This window comes from Desulfoferula mesophila (genome assembly GCF_037076455.1).
Classification (GTDB): domain Bacteria; phylum Desulfobacterota; class Desulfarculia; order Desulfarculales; family Desulfarculaceae; genus Desulfoferula; species Desulfoferula mesophila.
Genome location: NZ_AP028679.1, coordinates 3,194,857 through 3,219,775 on the forward strand (window position 1 = coordinate 3,194,857; position 24,919 = coordinate 3,219,775).

At 64.7% G+C, this 24,919-nt stretch carries 24 protein-coding genes and 2 riboswitches; of the genes, 6 read left to right on the forward strand and 18 right to left on the reverse strand.

From position 1 onward, the window contains the following. The first annotated feature begins 52 nt into the window (after window positions 1-52). Window positions 53-829 carry an enoyl-CoA hydratase/isomerase family protein gene (locus tag AACH32_RS14645; protein WP_338601005.1) on the forward strand — a complete coding sequence of 259 codons (777 nt, stop codon included), beginning with the start codon at window positions 53-55 and terminating at the stop codon, window positions 827-829. 332 nt (window positions 830-1,161) lie between these two features. Next, a complete protein-coding gene (locus AACH32_RS14650) occupies window positions 1,162-1,845 on the forward strand; it encodes a hypothetical protein (RefSeq protein ID WP_338601007.1) in 684 nt (227 codons plus the stop codon). Window positions 1,846-1,850: 5 nt separating this feature from the next. Here AACH32_RS14650 and AACH32_RS14655 read toward each other — a convergent pair whose 3' ends face one another. The 5 genes from AACH32_RS14655 to AACH32_RS14675 are packed head-to-tail and all read right to left on the reverse strand — an operon-like array spanning window position 1,851 to window position 5,014. Further along, complete coding sequence (locus AACH32_RS14655; RefSeq protein ID WP_338601010.1) at window positions 1,851-3,098, reverse strand: (Fe-S)-binding protein; 1,248 nt, start codon at window positions 3,096-3,098, stop codon at window positions 1,851-1,853. A 4-nt stretch (window positions 3,099-3,102) separates the two neighbouring features. Then, window positions 3,103-3,816, reverse strand: coding sequence for a respiratory nitrate reductase subunit gamma (locus AACH32_RS14660; RefSeq protein ID WP_338601012.1), 714 nt, complete (start codon window positions 3,814-3,816; stop codon window positions 3,103-3,105). Between the two features lie 19 nt (window positions 3,817-3,835). Beyond that, window positions 3,836-4,072, reverse strand: coding sequence for a sulfurtransferase TusA family protein (locus AACH32_RS14665; protein WP_338601015.1), 237 nt, complete (start codon window positions 4,070-4,072; stop codon window positions 3,836-3,838). Window positions 4,073-4,127: 55 nt separating this feature from the next. After that, window positions 4,128-4,673 (reverse strand): DsrE/DsrF/DrsH-like family protein, encoded by a 546-nt coding sequence (locus AACH32_RS14670; RefSeq protein WP_338601017.1) that lies wholly within the window; start codon window positions 4,671-4,673, stop codon window positions 4,128-4,130. A 44-nt stretch (window positions 4,674-4,717) separates the two neighbouring features. Beyond that, window positions 4,718-5,014: an ArsR/SmtB family transcription factor gene (locus tag AACH32_RS14675; RefSeq protein WP_338601018.1), complete on the reverse strand. Its 297-nt coding sequence runs from the start codon at window positions 5,012-5,014 to the stop codon at window positions 4,718-4,720. Window positions 5,015-5,225: 211 nt separating this feature from the next. Between AACH32_RS14675 and AACH32_RS14680 the strand changes: the two genes are divergently transcribed. The 4 genes from AACH32_RS14680 to AACH32_RS14695 all read left to right on the forward strand — a co-directional run bounded on the left by AACH32_RS14680 (window position 5,226) and on the right by AACH32_RS14695 (window position 9,838). Next, window positions 5,226-6,596, forward strand: a complete 1,371-nt coding sequence (locus tag AACH32_RS14680; RefSeq protein ID WP_338601020.1) for a sigma-54 interaction domain-containing protein — start codon at window positions 5,226-5,228, stop codon at window positions 6,594-6,596. A 109-nt stretch (window positions 6,597-6,705) separates the two neighbouring features. Next, on the forward strand, window positions 6,706-8,148 hold the full coding sequence (locus AACH32_RS14685) for an adenylate/guanylate cyclase domain-containing protein (RefSeq protein WP_338601022.1): 1,443 nt from the start codon (window positions 6,706-6,708) through the stop codon (window positions 8,146-8,148). A gap of 109 nt (window positions 8,149-8,257) precedes the next feature. Then, window positions 8,258-9,718, forward strand: a complete 1,461-nt coding sequence (locus AACH32_RS14690) for a sodium-dependent transporter (protein ID WP_338601024.1) — start codon at window positions 8,258-8,260, stop codon at window positions 9,716-9,718. Window positions 9,719-9,733: 15 nt separating this feature from the next. Further along, on the forward strand, window positions 9,734-9,838 hold the full coding sequence (locus AACH32_RS14695) for a MetS family NSS transporter small subunit (protein ID WP_338601027.1): 105 nt from the start codon (window positions 9,734-9,736) through the stop codon (window positions 9,836-9,838). Between the two features lie 69 nt (window positions 9,839-9,907). Here the strand turns inward: AACH32_RS14695 and AACH32_RS14700 are convergent, their stop codons facing one another. The 13 genes from AACH32_RS14700 to AACH32_RS14760 all read right to left on the reverse strand — a co-directional run bounded on the left by AACH32_RS14700 (window position 9,908) and on the right by AACH32_RS14760 (window position 24,914). Then, window positions 9,908-11,461, reverse strand: a complete 1,554-nt coding sequence (locus AACH32_RS14700) for a tripartite tricarboxylate transporter permease (RefSeq protein WP_338601030.1) — start codon at window positions 11,459-11,461, stop codon at window positions 9,908-9,910. A gap of 22 nt (window positions 11,462-11,483) precedes the next feature. After that, a complete protein-coding gene (locus tag AACH32_RS14705) occupies window positions 11,484-11,975 on the reverse strand; it encodes a tripartite tricarboxylate transporter TctB family protein (protein ID WP_338601032.1) in 492 nt (163 codons plus the stop codon). Window positions 11,976-12,069: 94 nt separating this feature from the next. Further along, window positions 12,070-13,035 (reverse strand): Bug family tripartite tricarboxylate transporter substrate binding protein, encoded by a 966-nt coding sequence (locus AACH32_RS14710; protein ID WP_338601035.1) that lies wholly within the window; start codon window positions 13,033-13,035, stop codon window positions 12,070-12,072. Between the two features lie 58 nt (window positions 13,036-13,093). Further along, entirely contained in the window at window positions 13,094-14,680 is a 1,587-nt protein-coding gene (locus tag AACH32_RS14715) for an FAD-dependent oxidoreductase (RefSeq protein WP_338601038.1), read from the reverse strand. An 11-nt stretch (window positions 14,681-14,691) separates the two neighbouring features. Beyond that, the gene (locus AACH32_RS14720; RefSeq protein ID WP_338601040.1) at window positions 14,692-16,353 is read right to left on the reverse strand and encodes an FAD-binding protein; all 1,662 of its coding nucleotides are present in this window, start codon (window positions 16,351-16,353) and stop codon (window positions 14,692-14,694) included. Window positions 16,354-16,380: 27 nt separating this feature from the next. Continuing rightward, window positions 16,381-17,130, reverse strand: a complete 750-nt coding sequence (locus AACH32_RS14725; protein WP_338601043.1) for a GntR family transcriptional regulator — start codon at window positions 17,128-17,130, stop codon at window positions 16,381-16,383. Between the two features lie 423 nt (window positions 17,131-17,553). Further along, on the reverse strand, window positions 17,554-19,017 hold the full coding sequence (gene gcvPB, locus AACH32_RS14730) for an aminomethyl-transferring glycine dehydrogenase subunit GcvPB (protein ID WP_338601045.1): 1,464 nt from the start codon (window positions 19,015-19,017) through the stop codon (window positions 17,554-17,556). Continuing rightward, entirely contained in the window at window positions 19,014-20,333 is a 1,320-nt protein-coding gene (gene gcvPA, locus AACH32_RS14735; RefSeq protein WP_338601048.1) for an aminomethyl-transferring glycine dehydrogenase subunit GcvPA, read from the reverse strand. The genes gcvPB and gcvPA overlap by 4 nt, the downstream gene beginning before the upstream one ends. A 4-nt stretch (window positions 20,334-20,337) precedes the next feature. Further along, window positions 20,338-20,736, reverse strand: coding sequence for a glycine cleavage system protein GcvH (gene gcvH, locus AACH32_RS14740; protein WP_338601051.1), 399 nt, complete (start codon window positions 20,734-20,736; stop codon window positions 20,338-20,340). Beyond that, window positions 20,733-21,902 carry a glycine cleavage system aminomethyltransferase GcvT gene (gene gcvT / locus AACH32_RS14745; protein ID WP_338601054.1) on the reverse strand — a complete coding sequence of 390 codons (1,170 nt, stop codon included), beginning with the start codon at window positions 21,900-21,902 and terminating at the stop codon, window positions 20,733-20,735. The genes gcvH and gcvT overlap by 4 nt, the downstream gene beginning before the upstream one ends. Before the next feature lie 46 nt (window positions 21,903-21,948). Continuing rightward, window positions 21,949-22,027: riboswitch (glycine riboswitch) on the reverse strand. A 2-nt stretch (window positions 22,028-22,029) separates the two neighbouring features. Further along, a riboswitch (glycine riboswitch) is annotated at window positions 22,030-22,135 on the reverse strand. 16 nt (window positions 22,136-22,151) lie between these two features. Then, window positions 22,152-22,595, reverse strand: a complete 444-nt coding sequence (locus AACH32_RS14750) for an Lrp/AsnC family transcriptional regulator (protein WP_338601057.1) — start codon at window positions 22,593-22,595, stop codon at window positions 22,152-22,154. Window positions 22,596-22,821: 226 nt separating this feature from the next. Beyond that, a complete protein-coding gene (gene ald, locus AACH32_RS14755) occupies window positions 22,822-23,946 on the reverse strand; it encodes an alanine dehydrogenase (protein WP_338601059.1) in 1,125 nt (374 codons plus the stop codon). Between the two features lie 71 nt (window positions 23,947-24,017). Further along, complete coding sequence (locus AACH32_RS14760) at window positions 24,018-24,914, reverse strand: ketopantoate reductase family protein (RefSeq protein WP_338601061.1); 897 nt, start codon at window positions 24,912-24,914, stop codon at window positions 24,018-24,020. Window positions 24,915-24,919: the final 5 nt, after the last annotated feature.

Consider the following 24,919-nt stretch of genomic DNA (forward strand, 5'->3'; position numbering starts at 1 on the left):
TTTATTTTAGGGCGCGACACACTTGCGGGAACCTGTCAACAGGGAGAGCAGCATGGACGGCGCACCCATCCTCTACCGGGTGGAAGACCAGATCGCCTGGATATCCATCAACCAGCCCAAAAAGATGAACCGCCTGGATTTCGCCTCCATGCGGGAGTTGGCCCTGTCCGTGGACAAGGCCGACAAGGACCCCGGCGTTAAGGTGATCGTCATCAGCGGCGAGGGCGGCAAGGCCTTTTGCGCGGGCGGCGACCTGGGCGATTTCGCGGCCGAGTCGGTGCTGGCCGGCAAGAACAACCTGCAGGGTTACGCCGATCTGTGCCTGGTGTTCAACCGCATCACCACCCCCTCCATCGCCATGATCAGCGGCTACGCCCTGGCCGGGGGCTGCGGTCTGGCCATGCTGCCCCACATCAGCATCGCCACATACGACTCGGTTCTCGGGGTGCCGGAGATCAAGGTGGGGGTGTGGCCCATGATGGTCATGGCCATCCTGTTTCGCACCGTGGGCCGCAAAAAGGGCCTGGAGCTCATCTGCACCGGCGAGCAGATCGACGCCCGAGAAGCGCTCCGGATCGGCATGATCAACAAGGTCACCACCCGCGACGAACTCCTGGACGAGGTATTGGCGGTGGCCAACCAGCTCAAGGGCCTGAGCCGCTCCATCATGAGCCTGGGCCTGGAGGCCTTCAACCACATCGGCGACCTGGAATACACCAAGGCCATATCCTATCTGCGCAACATGGTGGTGATGGTAAGCGAGACCAGCGACTCCATCGAGGGGCGCAACGCCTTTATCGAAAAGCGCAAGCCGGTCTGGGAGGACTAGGACTGAGGGGCAAGGAGGTGGGCCGGAGCGCCTCCTGAAGAGCGAAGCGCCCCGGCCCGAGGGGTCTGTTTTGCGCCGTGGCCGCCCTTGGCCCCGCCGTCACCGGCCGGGGCCGCAACCAAGCGACATGCTCATGCCCAGCGCGGGGTTCCGCCAAGCTGAAGGCGGTTGACAAGTCTTGCCGCTTCTGCAAATATGCCACGCACGACATATGTCAAATTAGTCATAGCTTCTTGGCAACCCATCGAGCAAAGGCCCTAACCTTGCCGGCAACCAACTCGCACCACCTCGTACAGGGCAACGCCCGGCTTCTTGGCCGGATCAACCATGAGATGGAGCGCCAGGCCTCCCGCGGCTGGACCGACGAGGAGAGCCTGAGAAACCTGCGCGACGAACTGCACGAGTACGCGGGCCCCAAGGGTCAGGCCTTTTGGCTCAGCCTGGCCCGCCTGGGCGAGTTGGCCCTGTGGTGGACCGGCAGCCTGGCCGACGCCGGGGAGTTCCAGGCGGTGGGCGACCTGCTGCTCAACGCCCCGCGCAAGACGCTGTACGTGCAGGGCCGCGCCCTTCCCGTGCGCCTGCGCCGCCACCAACCCATCACCGAGCAGGTGCGCCTCCTGGCCCCGGCAGGGGCCAACCTGGTGCAGTGGCTCAAGAACCGGACCATGCTGGTGGTGGAGACCCAGCCCCTGCTGCCCACGCTCCTGGACGATCTGAGCCACTGGCCCCATCAGGCCCCCAAGGCTTGCGGGGAGTTCCAGCAGCGCCTGGACCGGGTGGCCGGGGCGCTGTGCCACATCACCTCGCTCAACTTGCCCGAGGGCCGTAGCGTGGTCGAGCACCTGGCCCGCGTTCCGCTCATGGAGGCCGAGGCCATCAAAGAACGCCTGTGCCGGTTCGATCTCCAGCGCTTCGAGGCCCTGGGCCTGCACCTGCGCTCCCTGCTGCCTCCCGCCGCTCCGGAAATGGCCCAAGGCCGGGGAGCCGGACAACCGGCCGAACTCCCCAGCCCCTAGGAAGGTCAGTCCTGCACCAGGGCCTTGGCGGTGAGGTCGGAGAGGTACATAACCTCCACCCCCAGGCCGTAGTGCTCATTCAGGTCCGAAAGCTGGGTGTGGCAGTTTTCGCAGGCCGTGCACAACACCTCGGCTCCGGTGGCCTTTACCTGATCGGCTTTGACCTTGGCCGACTTCATGCGAAAGTCCTTTTCACCGATGGCCACCAGGCCGCCGCCCCCGCCGCAGCACCAGTTGGCCTGGCGGTTGGGGGTCATCTCCACGAAGTGGTCGGTGAGGTGGTTCAGCACGTAGCGGGGCGGCTCGTAGATGCCCCCCTGGCGGGCGATCTGGCAGGGATCGTGATAGGTCACCTTGCCGGGCAGCTTGCTCTTGTCCAGCTTGATGCGCCCCTGCTCGATGTAGCGGGCGATGAGCTCGGCAAAGGTGATGACCCCGAAGGGCTTCTCGCCGGTCATGTGCTTCATCACCCGGTAGGCGGTGCCGCACTCGCAGATCACCACTTCCTTCACGTTGAGGCGCTTGGCCTCGTCGATGATGCGCCCGGCTATCTCCTTGGTCTTGGCCGGGTTGCCCACGAAGGCCCCGAAGTTCACCGCCTCGAAGTAGCTGAGCGACCATTTCTCCTTGGCGGCGTTCATGATGGCCGCCGCCGGGATTATGGAGTGCTTGCCGGCCAGGGCCACGTAGAGCACATTGGCGTCCTGCACGTCCAGGGGCACCACGTCCTCGCCGCCCTCGGAGCGCCAGCGCTCCAGAACCTCTTTTTCCAGGTTCTTGGCCGCGGCGGCGAAGTTGGTCTTGGTCTTTTCGATGGTCTTGCCCTTGGCGATGGACATGTCGGCCAACATGCTCAGAGCCTTGGGCTCCTGGTCGGCGGTGATGAGCATCATCTTGGCGATGCCCTGGATCACCCCGGTGTCGATGCCAAAGGGGCAATAGGTCATGCAGCGGCGGCAGCCGGTGCAGGTGTAGGCGGTCTCGTAGACCTTTTCCATCCAGAAGTCGCTGAGCTCCACCGCCTCGTTTAGCTTCTTGGCGATCTTGCCCTTCTTGAAATACTCCTCGTAGATGCGCCTGATGTTCTGGGCCCGGCCCACGGCGGTGTAGCGCGTCTCAGGCGAGGAGGCGTAGGCGTGGCAGGCCTCGATGCACAGCCCGCAGCGCGAGCAGTTTTCCATATACATCTTGGCCGCTTGGCTCAGACGCTCGGAGAAGGTCTGGATGAGCTCTTGTTTCAGCTTGGCGTCCATGGCCTTAGCCCCTCCTCAGCTTGTTCAGGGGGATGGCGAAGAAGGTGTGCATGATCTTGCTGAAGGGCAGCACCATCAAGAACAGGTTGGCCAAAAATACGTGGGTCACCAGGACCACGTAGTGGCCGCCGTCGATGGTCTCCGCCGGGTCGGCCCAGGAGAAGTGGAACAGGCCGTTGAGGTACTCGCCAAAGTCCTGCTTGGTCAACACGAAGCCGTTCTCGCTCCAGGAGTTGGCCCAGGAGATGATGTCTCCGGACATGGCCACGCAGAACAACAGGAACAACAGCAGGTAGTCGGCGGGCACCGAAACCTCCCGCAGGGGACCGGCGAAGCGGCGCAGCAGGAAGTAGAGGATGGCCGCGGTGACCACCACGCCCACCGCCCCGTTGCCGATCATGTTGGGGGAGTCTTCGGGGTAGATGTTGAACCAGGGCAGCATGTCCAGGTGGGATAGGATCAGCAGGGCCACGCCGATGTGGAACAGGATCAAAAAGACCCAGAAGGTGGGATTGTGACGGCGCACCGTGGGCATGCTCAGGGCGCCCCAAACCGCGCTGGGCACCGGGTGGTCCTTGTCCGGGAAGATCTTGAGGGTGAAGGGGTGGGCGGGTGTCTTGGCCACCCGCGCCACCTTCACCGCGATCCCCACGAGACACCAGGCCACGGCCAGGTAGACCATCGGCACGGTGATTACATAGAAGATCTGGTTAACCATGTTCTCGGCGTTCCGGCTTTTAGTTGTTGCGCTTGACGAAAATCTTGATGAACTCGCCCTGCTCGGTGTCCACCACCTCGTTGCCCGAGGTCTCGGCCCAAGCCGGGAAGTCGGAGAGAGAGCCGGGGTCGGTGGTGTGCACTTCGATGATGTCGCCCACGTTTACCGAGCCGATTTCCTGGCTCATCTTCACCACGGGCATGGGGCAGGGCAGACCTTTGAGATCCAGAATCTTGGCGGCTTGAATGTCGGACATTTTGCTTTCTCCTTTTGGGGTTAGCCGGGTATTTGGTTGGTCCGGGCCAATTGATTTAAATGAAAAGCTGGTTGGCGGACTTGCGCGAGTTGGCCAGGAAGGTGGCCACGCCCACGTATTCCATGTTGGGGTAGTCGATGATCTCCTCGTGCTTGAAGCCCATGAGGTCCATGGACATCTCGCATACCTTGATCTCCACCCCTAGCTGGGCCGCGATCTCAAAAAGCTGGTCCAGGGTGGGGGCGTTCTTCTTCTTCATCAGGCTCTTGAGCATGGCGGTGCCCATGCCGCCCATGTGCATCTGGCTCAGCTTCAGCGCGTTGCGGCCCTTGGGCAGCATCCAGCCGAACATCTTGGACATGAAGTCCTTGCCCCCCACCTGCTTCTTGGCGTCGCGCAAGGCGGCGGTGCCCCAGAAGGTGAAGAACATCACCACTTTCATGCCCATGGCCGCCGCGCCGGTGGCGATGATCATGGCGGCCAGCATCTTGTCCAGGTCGCCGGAGAAGACCACCATGGACAGCTTGTTTTCCAGGGGCACCCCGGCCGGTTTGGGGGCGGGGGGCGTCTGTTGCATTTGGGTTGCGGCTTCGGCGCTCATGTTTCCTCCAGGGGCGTTTGAGTCTTAAGGGTTGGTCAGGGGTTTCAAGCGGCCTGGCAGCCATCCAGGCAGGCCAGGAGCTGGCGCAACTGGGGGTTGGCCAGGGTGTAGAACACCTCGCCCTCGCGGCGCTCGGTGCTCACCAGCCCGCTCATGCGCAGGATGCGCAGCTGCTGGGACACCGCGGCCGGGGTCCTTTCCAGACGCTCGGCCATGAAGATCACCCGCTGATCCGACTGGCACAACAGGGAGATGATCCTAAGGCGCACCGGGTGGGCAATGGCCTTGACCATCTCGGTGACGGCGTCGGCCCGTTCCTGGCTTTCGGCTAGGCTGCTCATATTGGTACTTTTGAAACTCCCAAGTTTTAAAGTTCTGCAACTCGTTGCCCAGCTACATGAGCAGGTATCGTGCCAAATACCCGATTTGCGGGATATGATATTTAACATATTGATATAGTTAATATTTAAAATTTATATAAATCGCTTGCGCATATAATACCGTCTAAGTAGACTATTAATTGTTTAGACACTGTTTAAACGGTAGGTAGACATGGACGTGGACATCGCTTCCCACTGGGGCACCGTGGCCGACACCCTGCACGACGTGGTTTTGGTGGTGGATCCCCAAGGGCGCATCGTGCGCATCAACCGGGCCGGCGAAGAGCTCACCGGTTATCGCAACGACCAACTGGCCGGCCAATCTTGCCGGGTGCTCAACTGCACCGGCTGCAAGATCATCGGTCAGGGCAGCGGGGTGGATTACTGCGGCCTGTTCCGGGCCGGGGAGGTCCGCTCCAAGCGCTGCACCATCACCAACCGGGCGGGCGAGCCGGTGGTGGTGCTCAAGCGGGCCAGCGTGCTCAAGGACGAGCAAGGCAACATCACCGGCGCGGTGGAGACCCTCACCGACCTCACCGAGCTCCATGCCAAGGAGCGCGAGATCACCCAGCTGCGCCGCAGCTTGCGCTCCGAGGACGGCTTCGAGGGCCTCGTCGGCAGCTCCCCGGCCATGACCAGCCTGTACCGCCTCATCGACACCGTGGCCCAGTCCGACTACCCGGTGCTGATCCAGGGGGCCAGCGGCACGGGCAAGGAGCTGGCCGCCCTGGCCATCCACCGCCGGGGGCCCCGGGCCGACAAGCCCTACGTGAAGGTGAACTGCGCGGCCCTGAACCCCAACCTCTTGGAGAGCGAGCTTTTCGGCCACGTGAAGGGCTCCTTCACCGGGGCGGACCGCGACCGGGTGGGCCGCTTCGAGGCGGCCGAGGGCGGGGACATCCTCCTGGATGAGATCGGCGAGATTCCCCCGGCCACCCAGATCAAGCTGCTCAGGGTGTTGCAGGAAAAGGAGATCGAGCGGGTGGGCGAAAACCGCCCCCGCCGGGTGAACGTGCGCATCCTGGCCGCCACCAACCGCGACCTGCCCGAGCTGGTGCGCCGGGGCGCCTTCAGGGAAGACCTGTACTACCGCCTGGACGTGGTGCCGGTGCAGATGCCCACCCTGGCCGAGCGCCGGGAAGACCTGCCGCTGTTGGTGGAGCACTTCATGGCCCAGGCCGCGGCCAAGTCGGGCAAGGAGATCACCGGCATGTCCCCGGAGGCCTTCGGCCTGCTGGAGGCCTACCCCTGGCCGGGCAACGTGCGCGAGCTGCGCCACGCGGTGGAATACGCCTGCGTGCTCTGCCCCGGCGGCTTGATAACCGCCGAATACCTACCGCCCAAGCTGCGCCAAGCGGAGCCCGCCGCGCCCCCGGCCGCCGGGCCGGCCGGCAAGCGCCACACCCAGCGCCAAGAGCTGCTCGAGGCCCTGCGCCGGGCCGGAGGCAACAAGAGCAAGGCCGCCGAAATGCTGGGCGTGTGCCGGGCCACGGTGTGGAACCGCATCAACCGCCTGGGCATCGACTGCGAGCGCGACCTGTAGCGCGCGGGCAAGGCCGAACCTTTACCATACCTCGCCAATAGACATTCTCTCGGGTTTACCGTAACCTGGTATTAACGGTCCACTCCCTCACCCAGGTGAGGTAAAACCGGTGAACCCTTACGCCCTGCCCTTTTTGATGTCCTTCGTGCCCCTAATCCTGCTGGGGCTGGCCATAATTCTGCAAAACCCCCGCAACCGCCTTTACCAGATCGTTTGTGCCTTTTGCATAGGCAACGCCCTGGTGGCGGGCGCCGGGGGCATGCTGCACCTGGCCGCCAGCCGGGAACAGGCCGTATTTTGGAACCGCCTGCCCTATCTGCTCAACTGCGCCACCTACTGGCTCTTTCTGCAGTACACCCTGATCATCTCCGGCGGCGAGGCTCGCATGGGCGAGCGCTTCCTCTTTATGCCCATCAGGCTGCACTACTGGCTCACCATAGGCGTCCTGGCCCTGGTCTTCGGCCTGGTGGGCCTCAGCGACTTGGTCGTGGCCGCCCCGGTCTACAACCCCGTCACCGGCTGGGAGCACGGCTATGGCCCCCTCCACCGGGAGATCATTTTCGCCAACGTCTATCTGCTGGTATTGCTGCTGTTCATTTTGCAGCGCGGCATCAAGACCAGCCCCGACCCCATCCTGCGCCGGGCGCGCATCATCGCCACGGCCGCCATCGGCGTGGCTCAATCCTGGGTAATCGTCACCGGCCTGGTTCTTCCCGATTTTTTCGGCGTGCCCACCCATAGCTTCGCCGCCATAGCCTGGCTGGTGCTGTGTTTCCTGCTCATCTACGGCCTCATGCGCCAGCAATGGGAGACCATCCACGAATTCAGCGCCAACCTGGAAGAAAAGGTGGCCATGCGCACCGCGGAGCTGGCCCGGGCCAAGAGCAACCTCGAGGAGGTGCAGGAGCAGATATCCAAATACCTGGACCCCCACGTGGTGGAGAAGATCTTCTCTGGGGAGCTCAGCGCAGAGCTCACCTCCCGGCGGGCCCGCCTTACCATGTTCTTTTCCGACATCAAGGATTTCACCCAGTTCACCGACGCCTCCGACCCCGAAGAGGTGGCCCGCTTGCTCAACGAGTACCTGGGCGAGATGGCGACGATCGTACGGCGCTGGGGCGGCACCATCCCCCAGTTCACCGGCGATTCCATCTACGCCATATTCGGGGCCCCGGACAGCCGGGGGGCGCGGGAAGACGCCCTGGCCGCCGTACGCATGGCCCTGGAGATGCAAAGCCACATGCAACACCTCCGCCGCAAATGGTGGAACGAGGGCATACAGTTCCCGTTCCAGATTCGCTGCGGCATCCACTCGGGCATGGCCAACGTGGGCAACTGCGGGTCCGAGGGTTTCATGGAGTTCTCGGCCATAGGATTGAACGTAAACCTCGCCTCCCGCCTGGAGCATATCTGCCGGCCGGGCCAAATCTACGTTTCCCACGCCACCTGGGCCCTGGTTAAGGACGAGATACCCTGCGAGGAAGTCGGCGCCATCGAGGTCAAGGGGTTCCACTACCCCATTCAGGTCTATAGGGTTATGCCCCGCCCCTAGCGAGTACGGGCTGCACTATGACTATCGCCCGGCCGTGTCCTATAATGACCGGGGCGACCAATCAAGCGCGGCGCCCGTCCCAGGGGCGCGTCGAGGCACGAGGAGGAGCATGAGAGAGCAATGGAACTCGCGCACCGGCTTTGTCTTGGCCGCGGTGGGCTCGGCCGTGGGGCTGGGCAACATCTGGCGCTTTCCCTACATGGCCTATGAAAACGGGGGCGGGGCCTTTCTCATCCCCTATTTTTTCGCCATGCTCACCGCCGGAGTTCCCTTCCTCATCATGGAGTTCGCCCTGGGCCATCGCTACAAGAGCGCGGCTCCGCTGACCTTCCACGCCATCAAGGCCCGTTGGGAGGGCCTGGGCTGGTGGCAGGTTCTGGTGTGCCTGGTCATCTCCTTTTACTACGTGGTGATCCTGGGCTGGACGGTTTGCTACTTTTTCCTCAGCTTCCACCAGGGCTGGGGCGGCGCCCCCTCGGACTACTTTTTCAAGGACTTCCTGCAGCTGACCAAGAGCCCCCTGGACCCCGGCGGGATGCGTTGGCCTATTGTGGCGGCCACGGTGTTTTGTTGGCTGGTCTCCTGGGTGGTGCTGTGGCGCGGGGTCAACGCGGGCATAGAGCGGGTCAACAAGGTCTTCATGCCCGTGCTCTTCGTCCTGGTGCTGGTGCTGCTGGCCAGGGCCCTTACCCTGCCCGGCGCGGCCGACGGCCTGAACTGGCTCTTCGCGCCGGACTTCTCCAACCTGTGGAACTACAAGGTCTGGACCGCCGCCTACGGCCAGATTTTCTTCACCCTGTCCATAGGCTTCGGCATCATGATCGCCTACTCCAGCTATCTGCCCGACGACGCCGACATCACCAACAACGGCTTCATCACCGTGTTCCTCAACTGCGGCTTCAGCCTGTTGGCCGGCACCATGGTCTTCGGGGTGCTGGGCTTCATGGCCGCCCAGCAGGGGGTGCCCATCAAGGAAGTGGTCTCCCAGGGCGTGGGCCTGGCCTTTGCCACCATCCCGGCGGCCCTGAACATGATGCCCGCCGCCGGGGTGTTCGGAGTGGTGTTTTTCCTGGCCCTGCTCTTTGCCGGCTTTTCCAGCTTTTTGTCCATCGTGGAGGCCTGCGTGGCCCCGCTCATGGAAAAGCTGGGCTGGAGCCGCACCAAGGCGGTAAGCGTGTTGTGCGGCCTGGGCCTGGTGGGCAGCCTGCCCTTTTCCACCGGCGGCGGGCTGCTGCTGTTGGATTTGGTGGATCACTTCATCAACAACTACGGCATCGTCTTCGGCGGCCTGGCCGAGATCCTTATGATCGCCTGGCTGGGCCGGCTGCCCGAGATGCGCCGGTACGTGAACCAGGTGTCCGACTTTCCCTTGGGCTCCTGGTGGTCCGTTTGCCTCAAGGTGGTAACCCCGCTTACCCTGGGGGTGATGGCCATCTCCAACCTGGTGGGCGATCTGGCCCAACCATACAGCGGCTATCCCCTCACCGCGCTCGTCGCTTTCGGGTGGGTCTTGATGGCCCTCATGGGCCTGGCCGCCTGGTGGCTGGCCACCAAACGCTGGGCCTACTAGGCAAGGAGAATAAGCATGAGCCTGGGCGCCTGGATAATGATGGTCGGCGGGTTCCTGGTAACCCTGGGCGGCGCGGCCCTGTGCCTGGCCGTGGCCATAAAAAAAGGCCGCGCGGACTAACCCGCGCGACCCTTGCCTGCGATTACCTGCCCTGGGAGCGGCTAAGCCCCCGGGGCAGGTTTTTTGTCGCTAGTGCTTGAACTGGTCGGGCACGTCCAAGACGCTCTTGCCGCCGTGGGCCTTGCGCCACAGGGACCAGCCCAGGGCGGCCACGGCCAAGATGATCAGGGCCAGGGCCACGGGGCTCTGCACGAAAATCGTGGGGCTGCCGTTGTTGAGCAACAGGGCGGTGCGGGTGTTGCGCTCCAGGATGGGCCCCAGGATGAAGGCCAGGATAAAAGGCGGAATGGACATGCCCATCTTGCGCATGATGTAGCCCACGAAACCCAGCACCAGGAAGATGCGCAGGTTGAAGACGTTGAACTCCTCGGCGTAGACCCCCACCACGCAGCACACGATCACCCCGGGAAAGAACAGGGCGTAATCCAGGTTCTTGAAGATTTTCTGCACCACCGAGATGAAGGGCAGGGCCACCACGAAGGCGCCCAGGAAGTCGGTGACGATGAGCAGCACGAACAGGCCGTAGATGATCTCCGGGTGCTCCATCATCAGCATGGGGCCGGGGATCATGCCCTGGATCATGAAGGCGCCGTACATCACCGCCGCGGCCACCGAGCCGGGGATGCCCAGGGTGACCAGGGGTATCAGCGAAGAGGCGGCCACCGCGTTGTTGCCCGCCTCCGGGGCGGCGATGCCCCGCGGGTCGCCGTTGCCGAAGCGGGCGTTTTTCTTGGCCGAGCGCCGGGCCTCGCCGTAGCACACGAAGGCGGCGGTGGTGGCCCCGATGCCCGGCAGGGCGCCCAAGAGCGAGCCCACCAGGGAAGAGCGGATCAGATCCTTGGCGCAAATCTTCAGATCCTGCCAGCGTTGCTTCCAGCTATAGGGAATGATCTTGGTAACGGCGTCGGTCGCGTCGCCCAGGGTAAAGGTGCCCACCCGCTCGGCCTGCATGAACACCTCGGACAGGGCCAGCAGGGCGATGATGGTCAAGACGAAGGGCACCCCGTTGTCCAGGTCTTCCACGCCGAACACGTAGCGCCGCGAGGCGCTCATGTTGTCCAGGCCCACCATGGCCAGCATCAGCCCCATGGTTATGGAGATGAAGCCCTTCCAGATGTCCATGCGGCTGTCGCCCAACAGGGTGATCACCGCGGTGAGCGAGAACAGGATCAGGGCGGCGATCTCCGCCGGGCCCAACCGCAGGGCCACCTCGGACAGCGGCGGAGCGGTGAACACCAACAACAGGTTGCTCACCGTGCCGCCGATCAGGGAGGCCCACAGGGCGATCTCCAGGGAGCGCCTTTGCATGCCCTGCTTGAACATGGGATAGCTGTCCAGGGCGGTGGCCGCCGCCTCGGGGGTGCCGGGGATGTTGAACAGGGTGGCGGTGATGGAGCCGGCGTAGGCCCCGCCCTTGTAGATGCCCATCAACAGGGATATGGCGAACAAGGGCTCCAGGGTAAAGGTATAGGGCAGAATGAGCACCATGGCGGTGACCGCCATGACTCCCGGAATCGCCCCGGCGACGATGCCGACAAAGTATCCGACCACGATGGCCAGCAGGTTCCATAACGACAGGGCGTATACCGCCCCTTCCCACAAATGACCAAATATTTCGCCCATGAGGTTACTCCGCCCGTCCGTCTCAGCCCAAAAGCAAGTTGATTAATTCCTCGGCCGGCCCTTCCGGCAATACGGCGTTGAGTCCCCGGAACACGAAGGTGATGATCAGGGGCATGACCAAACTCAAAATGATGGTCTTGCTCCAGCTCTTGGAACCGAAAATGCGCGAGGCGATGAGCAGGAAGAAAAATGTGGAGATGAGGAACCCCAGGAGGTCCATGCTCAACACCCAGGCACCGGTCACCACCAGCAGGATCAGGGGCCGCGCCATGAGCTTGCCGCCGCCCGTGGAACAGGAGCCGCCTTCTCCCTGGGCGGCCTTTTCCTTGCGCCAGCAGCGCACGCCCTCGGCCAGATAGGCCAGGGAAAAGCACAGCAGCATGGTGTTGATCAGGGCGGGATAAACGGGCGAGGAGCCTTCGGCCACCACTTGGGTGGGTATCAAATAGAAGTAGTTAAGCAAGCTGAAACCGATGAGCACCAGGGCTAGGGACAGCTCTGACCGCGCGTTCATGGAATCCCTCGTAAGGCGAACCGGCCCAACCGGACCGGCCCGCCGTCTATGTAGTGTTAAGCAGTCTGGACCAGGCGCGACGGCGCCCGAGTCTCTAGTACTTCTTCAGGCCGACCTCTTTGAGGATGCCGCCCCAGATGCCCCAGTACTGGTTGCAAAGCTCCCGGTACTTCTTGCCGTCCAGGTAGTCGATGCTCACGTACAGCTCATCCTTGGCCTTTTTCTGCACATCGGGCTGGGAAACGGCGTACTTGATGGCCGCCTCGATCTTGGCCCGGATGGCCTCGGGGGTGCCCTTGGGGAACACCGCGCCCATGCAGGAGAACTGGGCGAAATCGTAGCCCAGCTCCTTGAGGGTCTTGGTATCCGGGGTCAAGGGGATGCGGTTGGCGCTCATGACCACCAGGGGCTTGAGCTTGCCGCCCTTATAGGCGGATACCGAGGCGGTGGTGGAGGTGTTGCAGGCCACCACGTGGCCGCCCAGCACCGCGGCCACCGACTTGGGGTTGCCCTTGAAGGGGATGGGGGTCATCTTGACCTTCTCGTGGTTGGCCAGCCAGGCCACGCCCAGGTGGTTGGTGGTGCCCAGGCCGGGGGTGCCGTAGGTCACCGCGCCGGGGTTCTTGCGGGCGAAGTCGATGAGCTCCTTGAGGCTGTTGTAGGGCGAGTCCTTGGCCACGTAGAGGATGTAGTCATAGTGCATCGGCGAGGCGATGTAGACCAGCTCCTTGGGATCGTAGGTCAGCTTGCGCATCTGGGGAATGGTCACCAGGGTGGGCAGGTTGGCCCAGGAGAAGGTGTAGCCGTCGGGCTTGGCCTTGGCCAGAGTGGCGATGGCCACCGCGCCGCCGGAGCCGGGCTTGTTCACCAACACCAGGGGCTTGCCCAAAAATTTCTCCATGTGGGGCGCGATGGTGCGCACGAACACGTCGGAGGTGCCGCCGGCCGACAGGGGAATGTAGGCCGTGATGGGTTTGGTGGGGTAGTCCTTGGCCAGCGCCGGCACGGCCATCAGGGCCAAGGCCAGGCAGCAGGTCACAGCCGCCATTAACTTTTTCATTCTTTTCCTCCCGGTACGTTAAAAAGCCTTCGATCCAGTCAGGGGAAGCTTGGCTCCCCTAGCGTAGCAAATAGGGAATATCCACCCACAGGGCCTCCTGCGGGCACTCCACCTCGCAGGGCAGGCAGAACCAGCAGGTGCGGAACTTGCCGAAGGGCGCTCCGCAGCTGTAGCAACGGCCCGCCTCGGCGCGCGCGTCCTCGGGGCTCAGGCACTGCTCCACCTCGGCGAAGTCGCCCGCGCCGCTCAGCCTGCGCAGCGGAATCTGCGCCCGCGCGGCGTCCGAGCCCCGGCTGTGGTCGATCTCGTATTCGGTCTCCACCGGTCCGGGGTACTCCCGGCCGTAGGTAAGGTGTTCGCCGCTTACCAGGCGATGGGCGCTCTCGGCCGCCCGGCGCCCCGAGGCCATGGCCTCGACGATGGTGCTGGGGCCGCCCACCGCGTCGCCGGCCAGGAACACGTTGGCCACCGGAGTCTGCAGGGTGAGCGGATCGCAGGAGCCGGGGCCGCCGGGCAGCGAGGCCTCGCGCTCCTGGCCGATGGCCACGATCACCGCGTTGGCCTCCATGGTGTTGAGCTGACACTCGTCATAGCTGGGAGCGAAGTTGCCTTCGTTGTCCAAGACCGCCAGACAGCGCTTTAGCTCCAGGCCGCTCACCGCGCCGTCCTGGGTCAGGATGCGGGTGGGGCCCCAGGAGCCGTCCAGCACCACGCCCTCGGCCTCGGCCAGGGCCAGGGCCTCGGGGGTGGCAGGCATGCCCTGGCGATCCTCCAGGCTCACCACGGTCACGGACTCCGCGCCCAGGCGCAGGGCGGTCTGGGCGGTGTCCAGAGCCACCTCGCCGCCGCCGATCACCACCACCTTGCCGCTCAGGCTGGGCGGATCGTCGCCGCGCGCCGCCTTGAGCAGATCCAGGGCGTGGTACACGCCTTGGGCGTCCTCGCCCTCCACGCCCAGGCGGCGGGACTCAGGGCAGCCCAGGGCCAGCACCACGGCGTCGTAGTCGCCGCTGAGCTGCTCCAGGGTGAAGTCGCGGCCCAGGGCGGTGTTGCCCTGGAAGGAAACCCCCAGGGCCTCCAAGCGGCCCCACTCGGCGCCCAGGACCTCCAGCGGCAAACGGTAGGCGGGAACCGCCCAGCGCAGCATGCCGCCCGGCTCGGACTGGGCGTCGTACACCGTGACCGTGTGCCCCTTGACGGCAAGGTCCCAGGCGGCCAGCATGCCCGCCGGGCCGGAGCCCACCACCGCCACGCGCTTGCCGGTCTCCGGCGCCCGCTCGGGCAGGGGCATCTCGCCCCCCGCTTCGCTCAGGTAGCGCTTGAGGGCCCGGATGGCCACCGCCTCGCCGGTCTGCTTCTTGCGCTCGCAGCTCGCCTCGCACTGGGCCGAGCACAGGCGGCCCAGGATGCCCGGGAAGGGCAGCGTGCGGCCCACCATCTCCAGCCCGGCCGCGTCCTCGCCGCGCAGGATGAGCTGCACGTAGCCCTGGCAGTTGACCCCCAGGGGACAGGCCTGGCGGCAGGGGGCCAGCTTCAGGCGCAGGTTGTCTAGGATGCAGGTATCCACGCACACCCCGCAGGCGGTGCACTTGTCCTTGTTGACCTTGATGTTGTCCGAAAGGGCCTCTAGCAGATTGATTCGCATGACGACCCTCCTTAACCCTGCATCTTCACGATGTCTTTGTGCTGAATCTTGACCTCGCCGGGGCCTTCGCCCTGGCTCAGCACGATGTGCTTAAGCCATTGCTCGTCGTTCTTTTCCGGGAAGTCGGTGCGATAGTGCCAGGGCAGCCAGCGGCTCTCGGTGCGCTCCAGCGAGGCCGTGGCGCTCAGGGTGGCGCACTGGATGATGTTGGCCACCTCGTAGGTCTTGAACAAATCGTGCATGTCCTTGACGTAGACCATCTCGTCCAACTCGCGCCGGAAGCGGTCCATCCACCACAGCACCCGCTTGAGTTTGTACTCGTTTTTGGGCGGGGTGAGATAGTCGGTGATGATGCGGCGCACCTTGAACTCGAACTCCTCCACCGCGATGGGGTTGGTTCCCTGGGCCAGGCGCTTTTCCCGCCGGGCCAGGAAGGCGTCCACCTTGGCCGAGTCATAGTCCGTCAACCCGTGCTCCCTGGCGAACTCGCTGCCGCTCTCGGCGCAGATCTCGCCGTAGACAAAGGCCCCGGAGAGGTGGCCCCGGGCGCACAGGGAGGTGTCGCCCGCCGCGTAGAGGCCGGGCAGGCTGCTCTCGCCGCGCTCGTTGATGCGCACTCCGGTCATGCCGTGGCCACCGCAGAGGTACACCTCGGTGGGCCACAGCTCTATCTCGCCGGTGCGGAAGTCGTTGTCGCGGCCCGCGTGGAAGCGCTCGCAGGCCGGGCGCTCGGTGGTGAAGAGAATCTCCTCGATCTCCTTGATCTTGTCCTCGGGCAAATGATCCATGCGGATGCGCAGGGGCCCGGAGCGATCGAAGAAGTCCTCCATGCACATGCTCTTGATGGAGGGGTGCTCCTTGTCGCGGCGCTGGTCAAAGGCGTTGAGCAGATGGGCTCCGCGGGTCAGGGTGATGTAGAGCAGCGGGGCGTTGATGTCCTTGGTGATGTAGTAGTACAGGGTGTACTCCAAGCCGCTCAGCTCAGCCCCGGCCCGGTAGGCCAGGCAGTAGCCGTCTCCGGTGTTGCCCGGGAAGTCGTAGACCCCGTAGAGGTTGCCGTTGGCCGGCAGGCCGAAGCGGGCGGTGCCCCCGGCGCTCAGGATGACGCTGGGAGCCCTTATTACCATAACCTCGCCGGTGCGCACGTTCATGGCGATGACCCCGGCCACGCGGCCCTCTTCCACCAGGATCTCGGCGGCCATGGTGCGGTTGAACACCTTGGCTCCGCCGGCCACCAGGCGCTGGTGCAGGATGGCTTTGAGCTCGGGCTCCTTCATGGTCACGCAAAAGCGGCCCTTGGGGTGCACCTGAAGAATCTCGTACTCGTCCTTGTCGTCGGTGGGGAAGCACACCCCCCAGTCGATGAGCTTTTTCATCAGGGGCCAAGAGCGCTCGGCCATGCGGTAGTTCACCGGCTCGTCCATGATGCCCTCGCAGGCCATGCGATTGGACTCCACGTAGAGCTCGGGGGTGGCCACGCCGGGCACGGCCACGATGTTCAGGGCGTCCATGCCCCGGGCGATGCAGCCGGAGTACTTGGCGTCGCCCTTTTCCAAGACGATCACTTCCTGATCCGGGGCCACTTCCTTGGCCCGGATGCCGGCCATAACTCCGGCGCTGCCGCCTCCCACCACGACCACGTCGGCGTTGATTACTGGATAGTCGTAAGCCATTTCTTCTCCCGCGACACAGCGTCGGCCCTACATCTCCCGGAACATCTTGTTTTCGTCGGTGATGCAGTAGCTGACCCGGTATTCGTAAGGTTTTTCCTTGTAGGTAAAGGAAAGCATCTCGATCCTGAGGACCGGCGCGCCCACCTTGGCCCCCAGCACCTTGGCCACGTCCTTGTCGGCGGCCACGGCGCTGAACAGCTCCTGGTTGAATATGGTGGGCAGGCCGTATTTTTTCTCTATGCCCTCGTAGAGGGTCATTTTCTCCATGAGCGGGGCGATGACCTGGTCCAGGTCCTTGAACAAGCGCTGCGGCAGGTAGGAGATGAAATACATGAGGGGGCCCTTGCGGTTCACGAAAAGCCGCCGCACCTCCCACAGCTTGCCCGCCCCGCGCATCTTGAGCAAACGCTTGGCCGGCTCGAAGGAAGGGACCTCCGCCAGGCTGAGCACCTGGATCTTGAAGCGGGGGTCCGGGTCGCCGAAATCACGCCGCAGCCGGGTGTAGCGCACGCTCTCCCGGGGGATGGTGGTGCCGGCCACGAAGGTGCCCTTGCCCTGAATGCGCTTGAGGTAGCCCTCGTTGACCAGGTTGGCCAGGGCCCGGTTCACCGTGCCCAGGCTGACCCCCCAGTCCTCGGCCATCTTGCGCTCCGGCGGGATGGCCTCGCCCGGAGCCCAGCGGCCGTTTTCTATGCCCTTGAGCAACTCCATCTGGAGCTTGTAATAGGCGGGTATGGGGGCTTTGCCGCCGCGCTGGTTGGTTTTGGACCTGGCCATCGATGGCATCTCCATGGTTTCCCGCCGAGACGACCGGCCCAGAGGGATCACCCGAAGCCGGGCCGGGCTCGTCGATAGCTAATCATGCTACAGCTTGACAGCCGTCGCAATACTTATTTGGTTATATAGTTCATTTTTTTGTTTTTAGAATTATTTAAGCTTGTTCATTATTTTTTCTTATTTTGTTCAGGGCGCTATCTTGCCAAAAATGTAAACCGGGCCGGACATGGGCGAGTGCCGGTTCGGCCGGGCGGTTACTTTGCGAAATAAGGAGAGAAGCTAGCGCCGTTCGGGGCCGTGTCCCCTGCCCGGCTGGGCGCAGAAGAAAAGCCTCACCAGGCAAAAAAGCCGGATGCCGACCCCGCGGTAGGAATCGGCATCCGGCGATGGTGAAATTTTTTTGGGCGCGCGGCTCGGCCGGCTCTAGGCCTCCGGCTCTTGCAACACCGGATGGCGGGCCGCGTTCACCTCGTCCAAACGGCCCACCGGGGTGCTCACCGGCGCGGCGTGCAGGGCCTCCGGGTCGGAGGCGGCCATATCGGCGATGCGCCCCATGGCCGCCACCAGGGCGTCCAGGTTCTCCAGGGACTCGGTCTCGGTGGGCTCGATCATCAGGGCCTCCTTGACCACCAGGGGGAAGTAGATGGTCGGCGGATGGAAGCCCGCGTCGATGAGCGCCTTGGCCACGTCCAGGGCCGAGACGCCGTGGTCGGCCACTTTGTCCTCGGCGCTGAACACCACCTCGTGCATGCAGGTCTTGTCAAAGGCAACTTGCCATTTGTCGCCCAGCTTGACCCGCAGGTAGTTGGCCGCCAGCACCGCGTCCTGGCTCACCTCCTTGAGCCCCTCGCCGCCCAGGGCCAGGATGTAGGCAAAGGCCTTGAGGCACACCCCGAAGTTGCCGTAGAAGGGAGCCACGTAGCCAATGGACTTGGGGTGGTCGTAGTTGAGGAACAGGGTGCCGTCGGGGCGCATCTCCACCCGGGATATGGGCAGGTAGTCCCTGAGGCGCTCCACCACGCCCACCGGACCGGCCCCCGGTCCGCCGCCGCCGTGGGGGGTGGCGAAGGTCTTGTGCAGGTTCAGGTGCACGATGTCAAAGCCCAGGTCCGCCGGCTTGGCCATGCCCATGATGGCGTTGAGGTTGGCCCCATCGTAATACATCAGGGCGTCGGCCTGGTGGGCCGCCTCGGCGATCTCGGCGATGTAGGGGTTGAACAGGCCCACCGTGTTGGGGTTGGTCATCATCACCCCGGCCACCTGGTCGTTTAGCATCTCCTTGAAGGCCACGGGGTCCATGACTCCGCCCTTGGAGGGCACGGTCACCACCTCGTAGCCCGCGATGGCCGCCGAGGCAGGGTTGGTGCCGTGGGCCGAGTCGGGCACCAGCACCAGCGATTTTTGGTTGCCCTTGTCGTTGTGATAGGCGGCCATGAGCATGATGCCGGTGAGCTCGCCGTGGGCCCCGGCCAGGGGCTGCATGGTAAAGGCGTCCATGCCGGTGATCTGTTTGAGCAGATCCTCCAGTTCGTGGATCACCCTTAGCGCCCCCTGGGCCAAAAGCCCGCCCCGCCGGAGCTGGGGCAGCAGGGGGTGCAGCCCCGCGAAGCCGGGCAGGCGCGCGGCCTGTTCGGTGAACTTGGGGTTGTACTTCATGGTGCACGAGCCCAGGGGATAGGTGCCCACGTCCACCCCGAAGTTCATGCGCGACAGCAGGGTGTAGTGGCGCACCAGGTCCACCTCGGCCACCTCGGGCAGCTCGGCGGGCTGGGCCCGCCTAAGCTCCGGGGGAAGCTGGCTCATCTGGCAGAAGCTCTCATCCACCCGCGAGCAGGGCAAGGAGGCCGCCCGGCGGCCGGGCCGGCTTATCTCGTATATGGTTTTCACAGCACCGCCTCCAGACCCTCGGCCAAATAGCCGATCTCTTCCTTGGAGCGCTTTTCGGTCACCGCCACCAGCAGGTTGTTGGCCTGCTCGGGATAGTAGCGGCCCAGGGGGAAGCCCGCCGCGATACCCTTGTCGATCATGCGGCTCACCGCCACGCGGGCGTCGATGGGCAGGCGCACCCGAAATTCGTTGAACCAGGGGCCCTGGTCCACCGCCTCCACCCCCGGAATGTCCGTGAGGCGCGTCCGGGCGTAGGCCGCCTGGGTCATGTTCAGCTCGGCCAACTCCACCAGGCCCTTCTTGCCCATGAGCCCCAGGAAGATCACCGCGGCCAGGGCGCACAGCGCCTCGTTGGAGCAGATGTTGCTGGTGGCCTTTTCCCGGCGGATGTGCTGCTCGCGGGTCTGCAGGGTCAGGCAGTAGCCGGTCCGGCCCTGGGCGTCGTGGGTGCGCCCCACGATGCGGCCGGGCATGGTGCGCAGCAGGGCCTGGCTTACGGCCATGAAGCCCAGATAGGGGCCGCCGAAGGACAGGGGCAGGCCCAGGGGCTGGCCTTCGCCCACCGCGATGTCCGCGCCCATCTCCGCCGGGGTCTTGGCCACGGCCAGGGCGATGGGGTTGCAGCCCAGGATGCCCAGGCCCTTGATCCCGTGCACCGCCGCGAAGTGGGGCGTGTAGTCGTGCAGCACCCCGAAGAAATCGGGGTTCTGGAGGATGAGCCCGGCGGTGTCGTTGTCCAGCAGGCCCTCCAGGGCAGCGGGGTCGGACACGTCGGCCTCCACCAGCTCCAGGTGCAGGTTCACGGTGTAGGTCTCGAGCATGATGCGGTAGATGGGGCTCACCGAGGTGCACACGATGAGCTTCTTGCGCCGAGTCTTGCGCACTGCCATCATGGCCGCCTCGTACAGGGCGGTGCCCCCGTCGTAGAGCGAGGCGTTGGCCGCGTCCAGTCCGGTGAGGCGGCAGATGGCGCTCTGGTACTCGAAGATGCTTTGCAGGATGCCCTGGGACATCTCGGCCTGGTAGGGGGTGTAGGCGGTATAGAACTCACCCCGGCTGATCAGGGCGTCCACCGCCGCCGGGATGTGGTGGTCGTAGAAACCGCCGCCCAAGAAGCTGATCAGGTTTTGGGCGTTGAGCCCGGCCAGCTTGGCCAAATACTGGCTCACCTCCGGCTCGCTCATGCCCGCCGGCAGGTCCCAGCTCTTGGCCCTGAGCGGCTCGGGGATCACCGCGAACAGCTCTTCCACCGAGCCCAGGCCCAAGGCCGCCAGCATGGCCGCCCGGTCCTCGGGGGTGTGGGGGGTGAAACGCATGGCCCTACTCTCCCTCGGCCAGAAGCTGGCCGTAGGCGGCGGCGTCCATGAGGTTGTCCAGCTCGGCCTGGTCAAATCCCTTGAGCTTCACCAGCCAGCCCGCGCCGTAGCAGTCCTGGTTCAGTAGCTCGGGCTGGTCCTCCAGGGCGGAGTTCACCTCGGCCACCACCCCGCCCAGGGGCGCGTACACGTCGGCCGCGGTCTTCACCGACTCCACCACGCACATCTCGCCCATCTGCTCCACCTCGGCCTCCACCTCGGGCAGCTCCACGTAGGTGATGTCGCCCAACTGATCCTGGGCATAGTCGGTGAGCCCCACCACGGCCAACTCGCCCTCCAGCTTCACCCACTCGTGCTCCTTGGTGTAGTACAGGCCCCCGGGCGCCTTTTTCGCTTCGCTCACTTGATACCTCCATCGAACTGGATCGGTTCCAGATAACGGCCGTTGGGCCGGGTGAATGCATTGACCACCCTGCCGGGCAGGGTCAGCTTGCGGTATACGATTTCCACTTCCTGCCCCTCCCCTACTTCACTGTCCAGCAGGGCCAGGCCCAGGGGCCGCACATAGCTTTCATCGCCCGGGGCCTCGCCCGCAAAGCGCCAGGCGGGCACGGTGGTGGCGCTGGTCATGGCCCCCACCTCCCGGCCGCCCACCAGCACCGGCGAACCTTCGCGCATCATGCCCTTGCTCAAGGCCACCACCGCCCGCACCCGCTTAGACAGGCTCGCGGCCTGGGTCTCCAGGGCGGCGCGGCCCAGGAACTCGCCCCGCCCCGGCTTGAGATCCACCCCTAGGCGGGCGGTGGGCATCTCCAGGATGGGGCGATCCGGGCCGTACTCGTGGCCGTAGAGGGGCAAGGCGGCCTCCAGGCGCAGGGTGTCGCGGGCCCCTAGGCCCACCGGCACCACCCCCAGGGGCGCGCCCTGGGTGGCCAGCCGCTCCCACACCGTCCCGGCCGCCTCCCAGGGCAAAAACAACTCGAAGCTCAGCGGCTCGCCGGTGTAGCCGGTGCGCGAGACGTACATCTCCACCCCGCCCATGCGGTTGAAGGCGCCGTGGTTGCGTCCGGCCGGAGGCAAGGGCTCGTCCAGCAACTCGCCCAGCAGCGTTTCGCTCTCCGGCCCCTGCACCGCCAGCATGGCCAGGCGGAGGCTGTGGTCCACGAATTCCACCCCCTCGCCCAGCCGCTCCTGAAGCCAGCGGCGGTCTTGGTCGCGGTTGGCCGCGTTGACCACCAGCAGGTAGCGCTCCGGGGCCTGTTGGTAGAGATAGGCGTCGTCCAGGGGTTGGCCCCACTGGTTGGAGATAAGGGTGTACTGGGCCTTGCCGGGGATCAGCTTGGCCGGGTCGTTGGTGAGCAGCGAGGCCAGCCAGGCTTGGGCCTGGGGGCCCGTCACCGCGAAGCGGCCCATGTGGCTGATGTCGAACAGGCCGCCGTGCTTGCGGGTGGCCAGGTGCTCGGCGATGACCCCATCGCCGTAGGACACCGGCAGCCGCCAACCGGCGAAGTCCACCAGCTTGCCGCCATGGGCGGCGTGCCAGTCGTGCAGGGGAGTTTTGGCCGTCATACGGAAGGTTCCTCCTTTGTTGCCAAGGGCGCCCGTCTAGAGGTTCCTCCTGTTGCTGGGCCTGAGAGATTCGCCCCGTAGGGCTTGCTCCTTCGGCGGCCGGTTGGCCCGGCACTCTCCAGGAGTCGCGTTTTCAGCGGTCCTTTTGCCTGAGAGTTTCGGCCCATGGGGCCTTGCACCTTCGGCGGCCCCGGCCCTCTGGCGGACCGGCGGCGCTCTCCCGCTGAAATACCTGCTGGTTACTATTAATTAGAGCACATACGGCACATGACAGTTGAGGTTTTTGTAAACCACGAAGGTCTCGGTGGAGAGCACCTCGTCTATCTTGGACACCTCTTCGGCGTAAAACTCGGTGAGCCCGAACTGGTCGTTGAGCAGCACCGTCACCAGCAGGTCGAAGCGCCCGGTGACCACCACCACCGACGCCACGCCCTTGAGCTGGTTGAATTTTTCCGCGCCGTCCACCAGCCGGGGGGTGGCCAGCTTGATGCCGATGACCACCAGCATATGGCCGTCGATCTGGTCGGGGTTCACCAAACCCCGGATCGTCAGCACCCCGTCTTGGTCCAGCTTGGCCAGGCGCGAGCGCACGGTGTTGGTGGTGATGCCCAGGGCCTTGGCGATCACCCCCAGGGACTTGCGTCCCTCGCGCAGGTGCCGCACCAGCATCAGGTTGATGTCGTCGAGCTTCATGCCCACCCCCAGTCGGCCATACGGACCGTCCCGGCCTTCTGGCCCCTATGCTGACCATGAGTGCGCATTTTGTCAAATTATTTTTAGTTATTTTATCTTTTTATCATAATTAGTGAATACTTTTTCTCTATTTAGCTTTATAGCTAAAAAACCGGCCCGAGCCTTGCGGCCCGGACCGTGGTCTTGTCTTGCTTTTCGCCCGGCGGCGTTGTGCAGGCGGCCCGGCTCAGGCCCCCGAGGCCAAGCAGGAATCCAGGTCGGCGCATTCGCACCCCAGGGCCTGGGCCACGCCGGGGCAGGTTACCTTGCCCATGTACACGTTGATGCCTTTGGCCAGGGCCGGGTCCTGGGCCGCGGCCTTTTCCAGGCCGTGGTCGGCGATGGCCAGGGCGTAGCGCAGGGTCACGTTGGTCAGGGCGAAGGTGGAGGTGCGGGCCACGTCGCCGGGGATGTTGGCCACGCAGTAGTGGATCACCCCGTCCACCAGGAAAACCGGGTCCTGGTGGGTGGTGGGGTGGCTGGTCTCGAAGCAGCCGCCCTGGTCTATGGCCACGTCCACCACCACCGAGCCGGGGCGCATGGCCTTGATCATGCGCCGCGACACCAGCCAGGGCGCCTTGGCCCCGGGGATGAGCACCGATCCGATCACCAGGTCCGAGGCGGCCACCAGGCGCTCGATGTTCTTGTGGTTGGACATCACCGTCTCGATGCCGTTGCCGAAGATGTCCTCCAGATAGGCCAGGCGCTGGGGGTTGAGGTCCAGCAGATACACCCGGGCTCCCATGCCCACCGCAATCTTGGCCGCGTTGGACCCCACCACGCCCCCGCCGATGATGGTCACCACCCCGCGTTCCACCCCCGGCACCCCGCCCAGCAGCGTGCCGATGCCCCCGTGGGACTTGGTAAGGTAGCTGGCCCCCACCTGGGTGGCCATGCGCCCGGCCACCTCGCTCATGGGGGTGAGCAGGGGCAGGGAACCGTCGGGCAGCTGGATGGTTTCATAGGCCACGGCGATGCAGCCCGAATCCACCAGGGCCCGGGTCTGGGCCGGGTCCGGGGCCAGGTGCAGATATGCGTAGATGATTTGCCCCTTGCGGATGAGGCCGTATTCCGGGGGCAGAGGCTCCTTGACCTTGATGATCATCTCGGCCCGGCCGTAGATCTCCGGCGCGCCCTCCACCATCTCGGCCCCGGCTTCGGCGAACTCCTGGTCGCTGATGCCGCTGCCCAGCCCGGCTCCGACCTGAACCATAACCTCGTGACCCGCCCGCTTGAGCAGGCTCACCCCGGCGGGCACCAGGCCCACCCGGTTCTCGCTGTTCTTTATCTCCGTGGGAACCCCGATAAGCATGGCCTTCCTCTCCTTCCCGCTCATGGCCGCCGATGCGGCGGCGGTTGTTCAAGCGCGATGTCCGCCTTGGCTCAACCGGCCAGGCATTTGATAAGGGAAGTAACCAATTGATTGGCCGGAGCCGTCAGGCCGTGCTTGGCGGCCAGACGCACGATGGCCCCATTGATGAAATCGATCTCCGAGGGACGGCCGCGGTCGATGTCGGTGCGCATGGAGGGCACGTTGTCGCCGCGCAACATCTGGTTGAAGCGCTCCACGCTCAGCTCCACCTCCACCCCCTCGGCCAAGGCCACCGCCTTGACCTCGCTCAACAGCGCCTCCTTGGCCGGGTCCAGCGTCGGGCTGATCAGCTGGTGGTTGGGCAGGTTGAGGATGCCCGCCAAGGGGTTGGCCAGGCAGTTGACCGCCAGCTTGAACCACTCGGCGCTTTTATAATCCTCGGTCTGCTCGCAGACTAGGTCTTCGCTGGCCAGCACCTCGCTCAGGGCCTGGGCCGCCGGGCCCGCGCTGAGAATCAAGCGGCCGGGGCCGAAGAAGAACGCCTGTCCCGGAGCCACGCTGCGCGCTCCGAACAGGGCCACCCCCGCCTCCACCGGGCGCTCCAGGAGCCCCCCGGCCATCTCGCGCACCCCCAGGCCGTTTTGCAGGGTAAAGACCAGGGCCTCCCGGCCCAGCTTGGGCCGCAGCCTGGCGCAGACCTGGGGCAGGTCCGTGGCCTTGCCGGTCAAGAGCACCGCGTGTCCCGCGCCCAGTTCAGGCACCTCATCCCAAGCGCAAGTTTGCAGGGGAATCCGCCGGTCGTCGCGGCCGGGCTGCTGCAAGAGCAGATCCTCGTCGCGTACCTTTTGCCAATGAGGGCTGGCCCCCAGCAGATAGGTTTGGGCCTTGCCGTTTAGATGCAACAGGGCGGCCAGCACCGAGCCCAAGGCCCCGGCACCCACCACCCACACGGTTTGGATCTGCTTCATCGCCG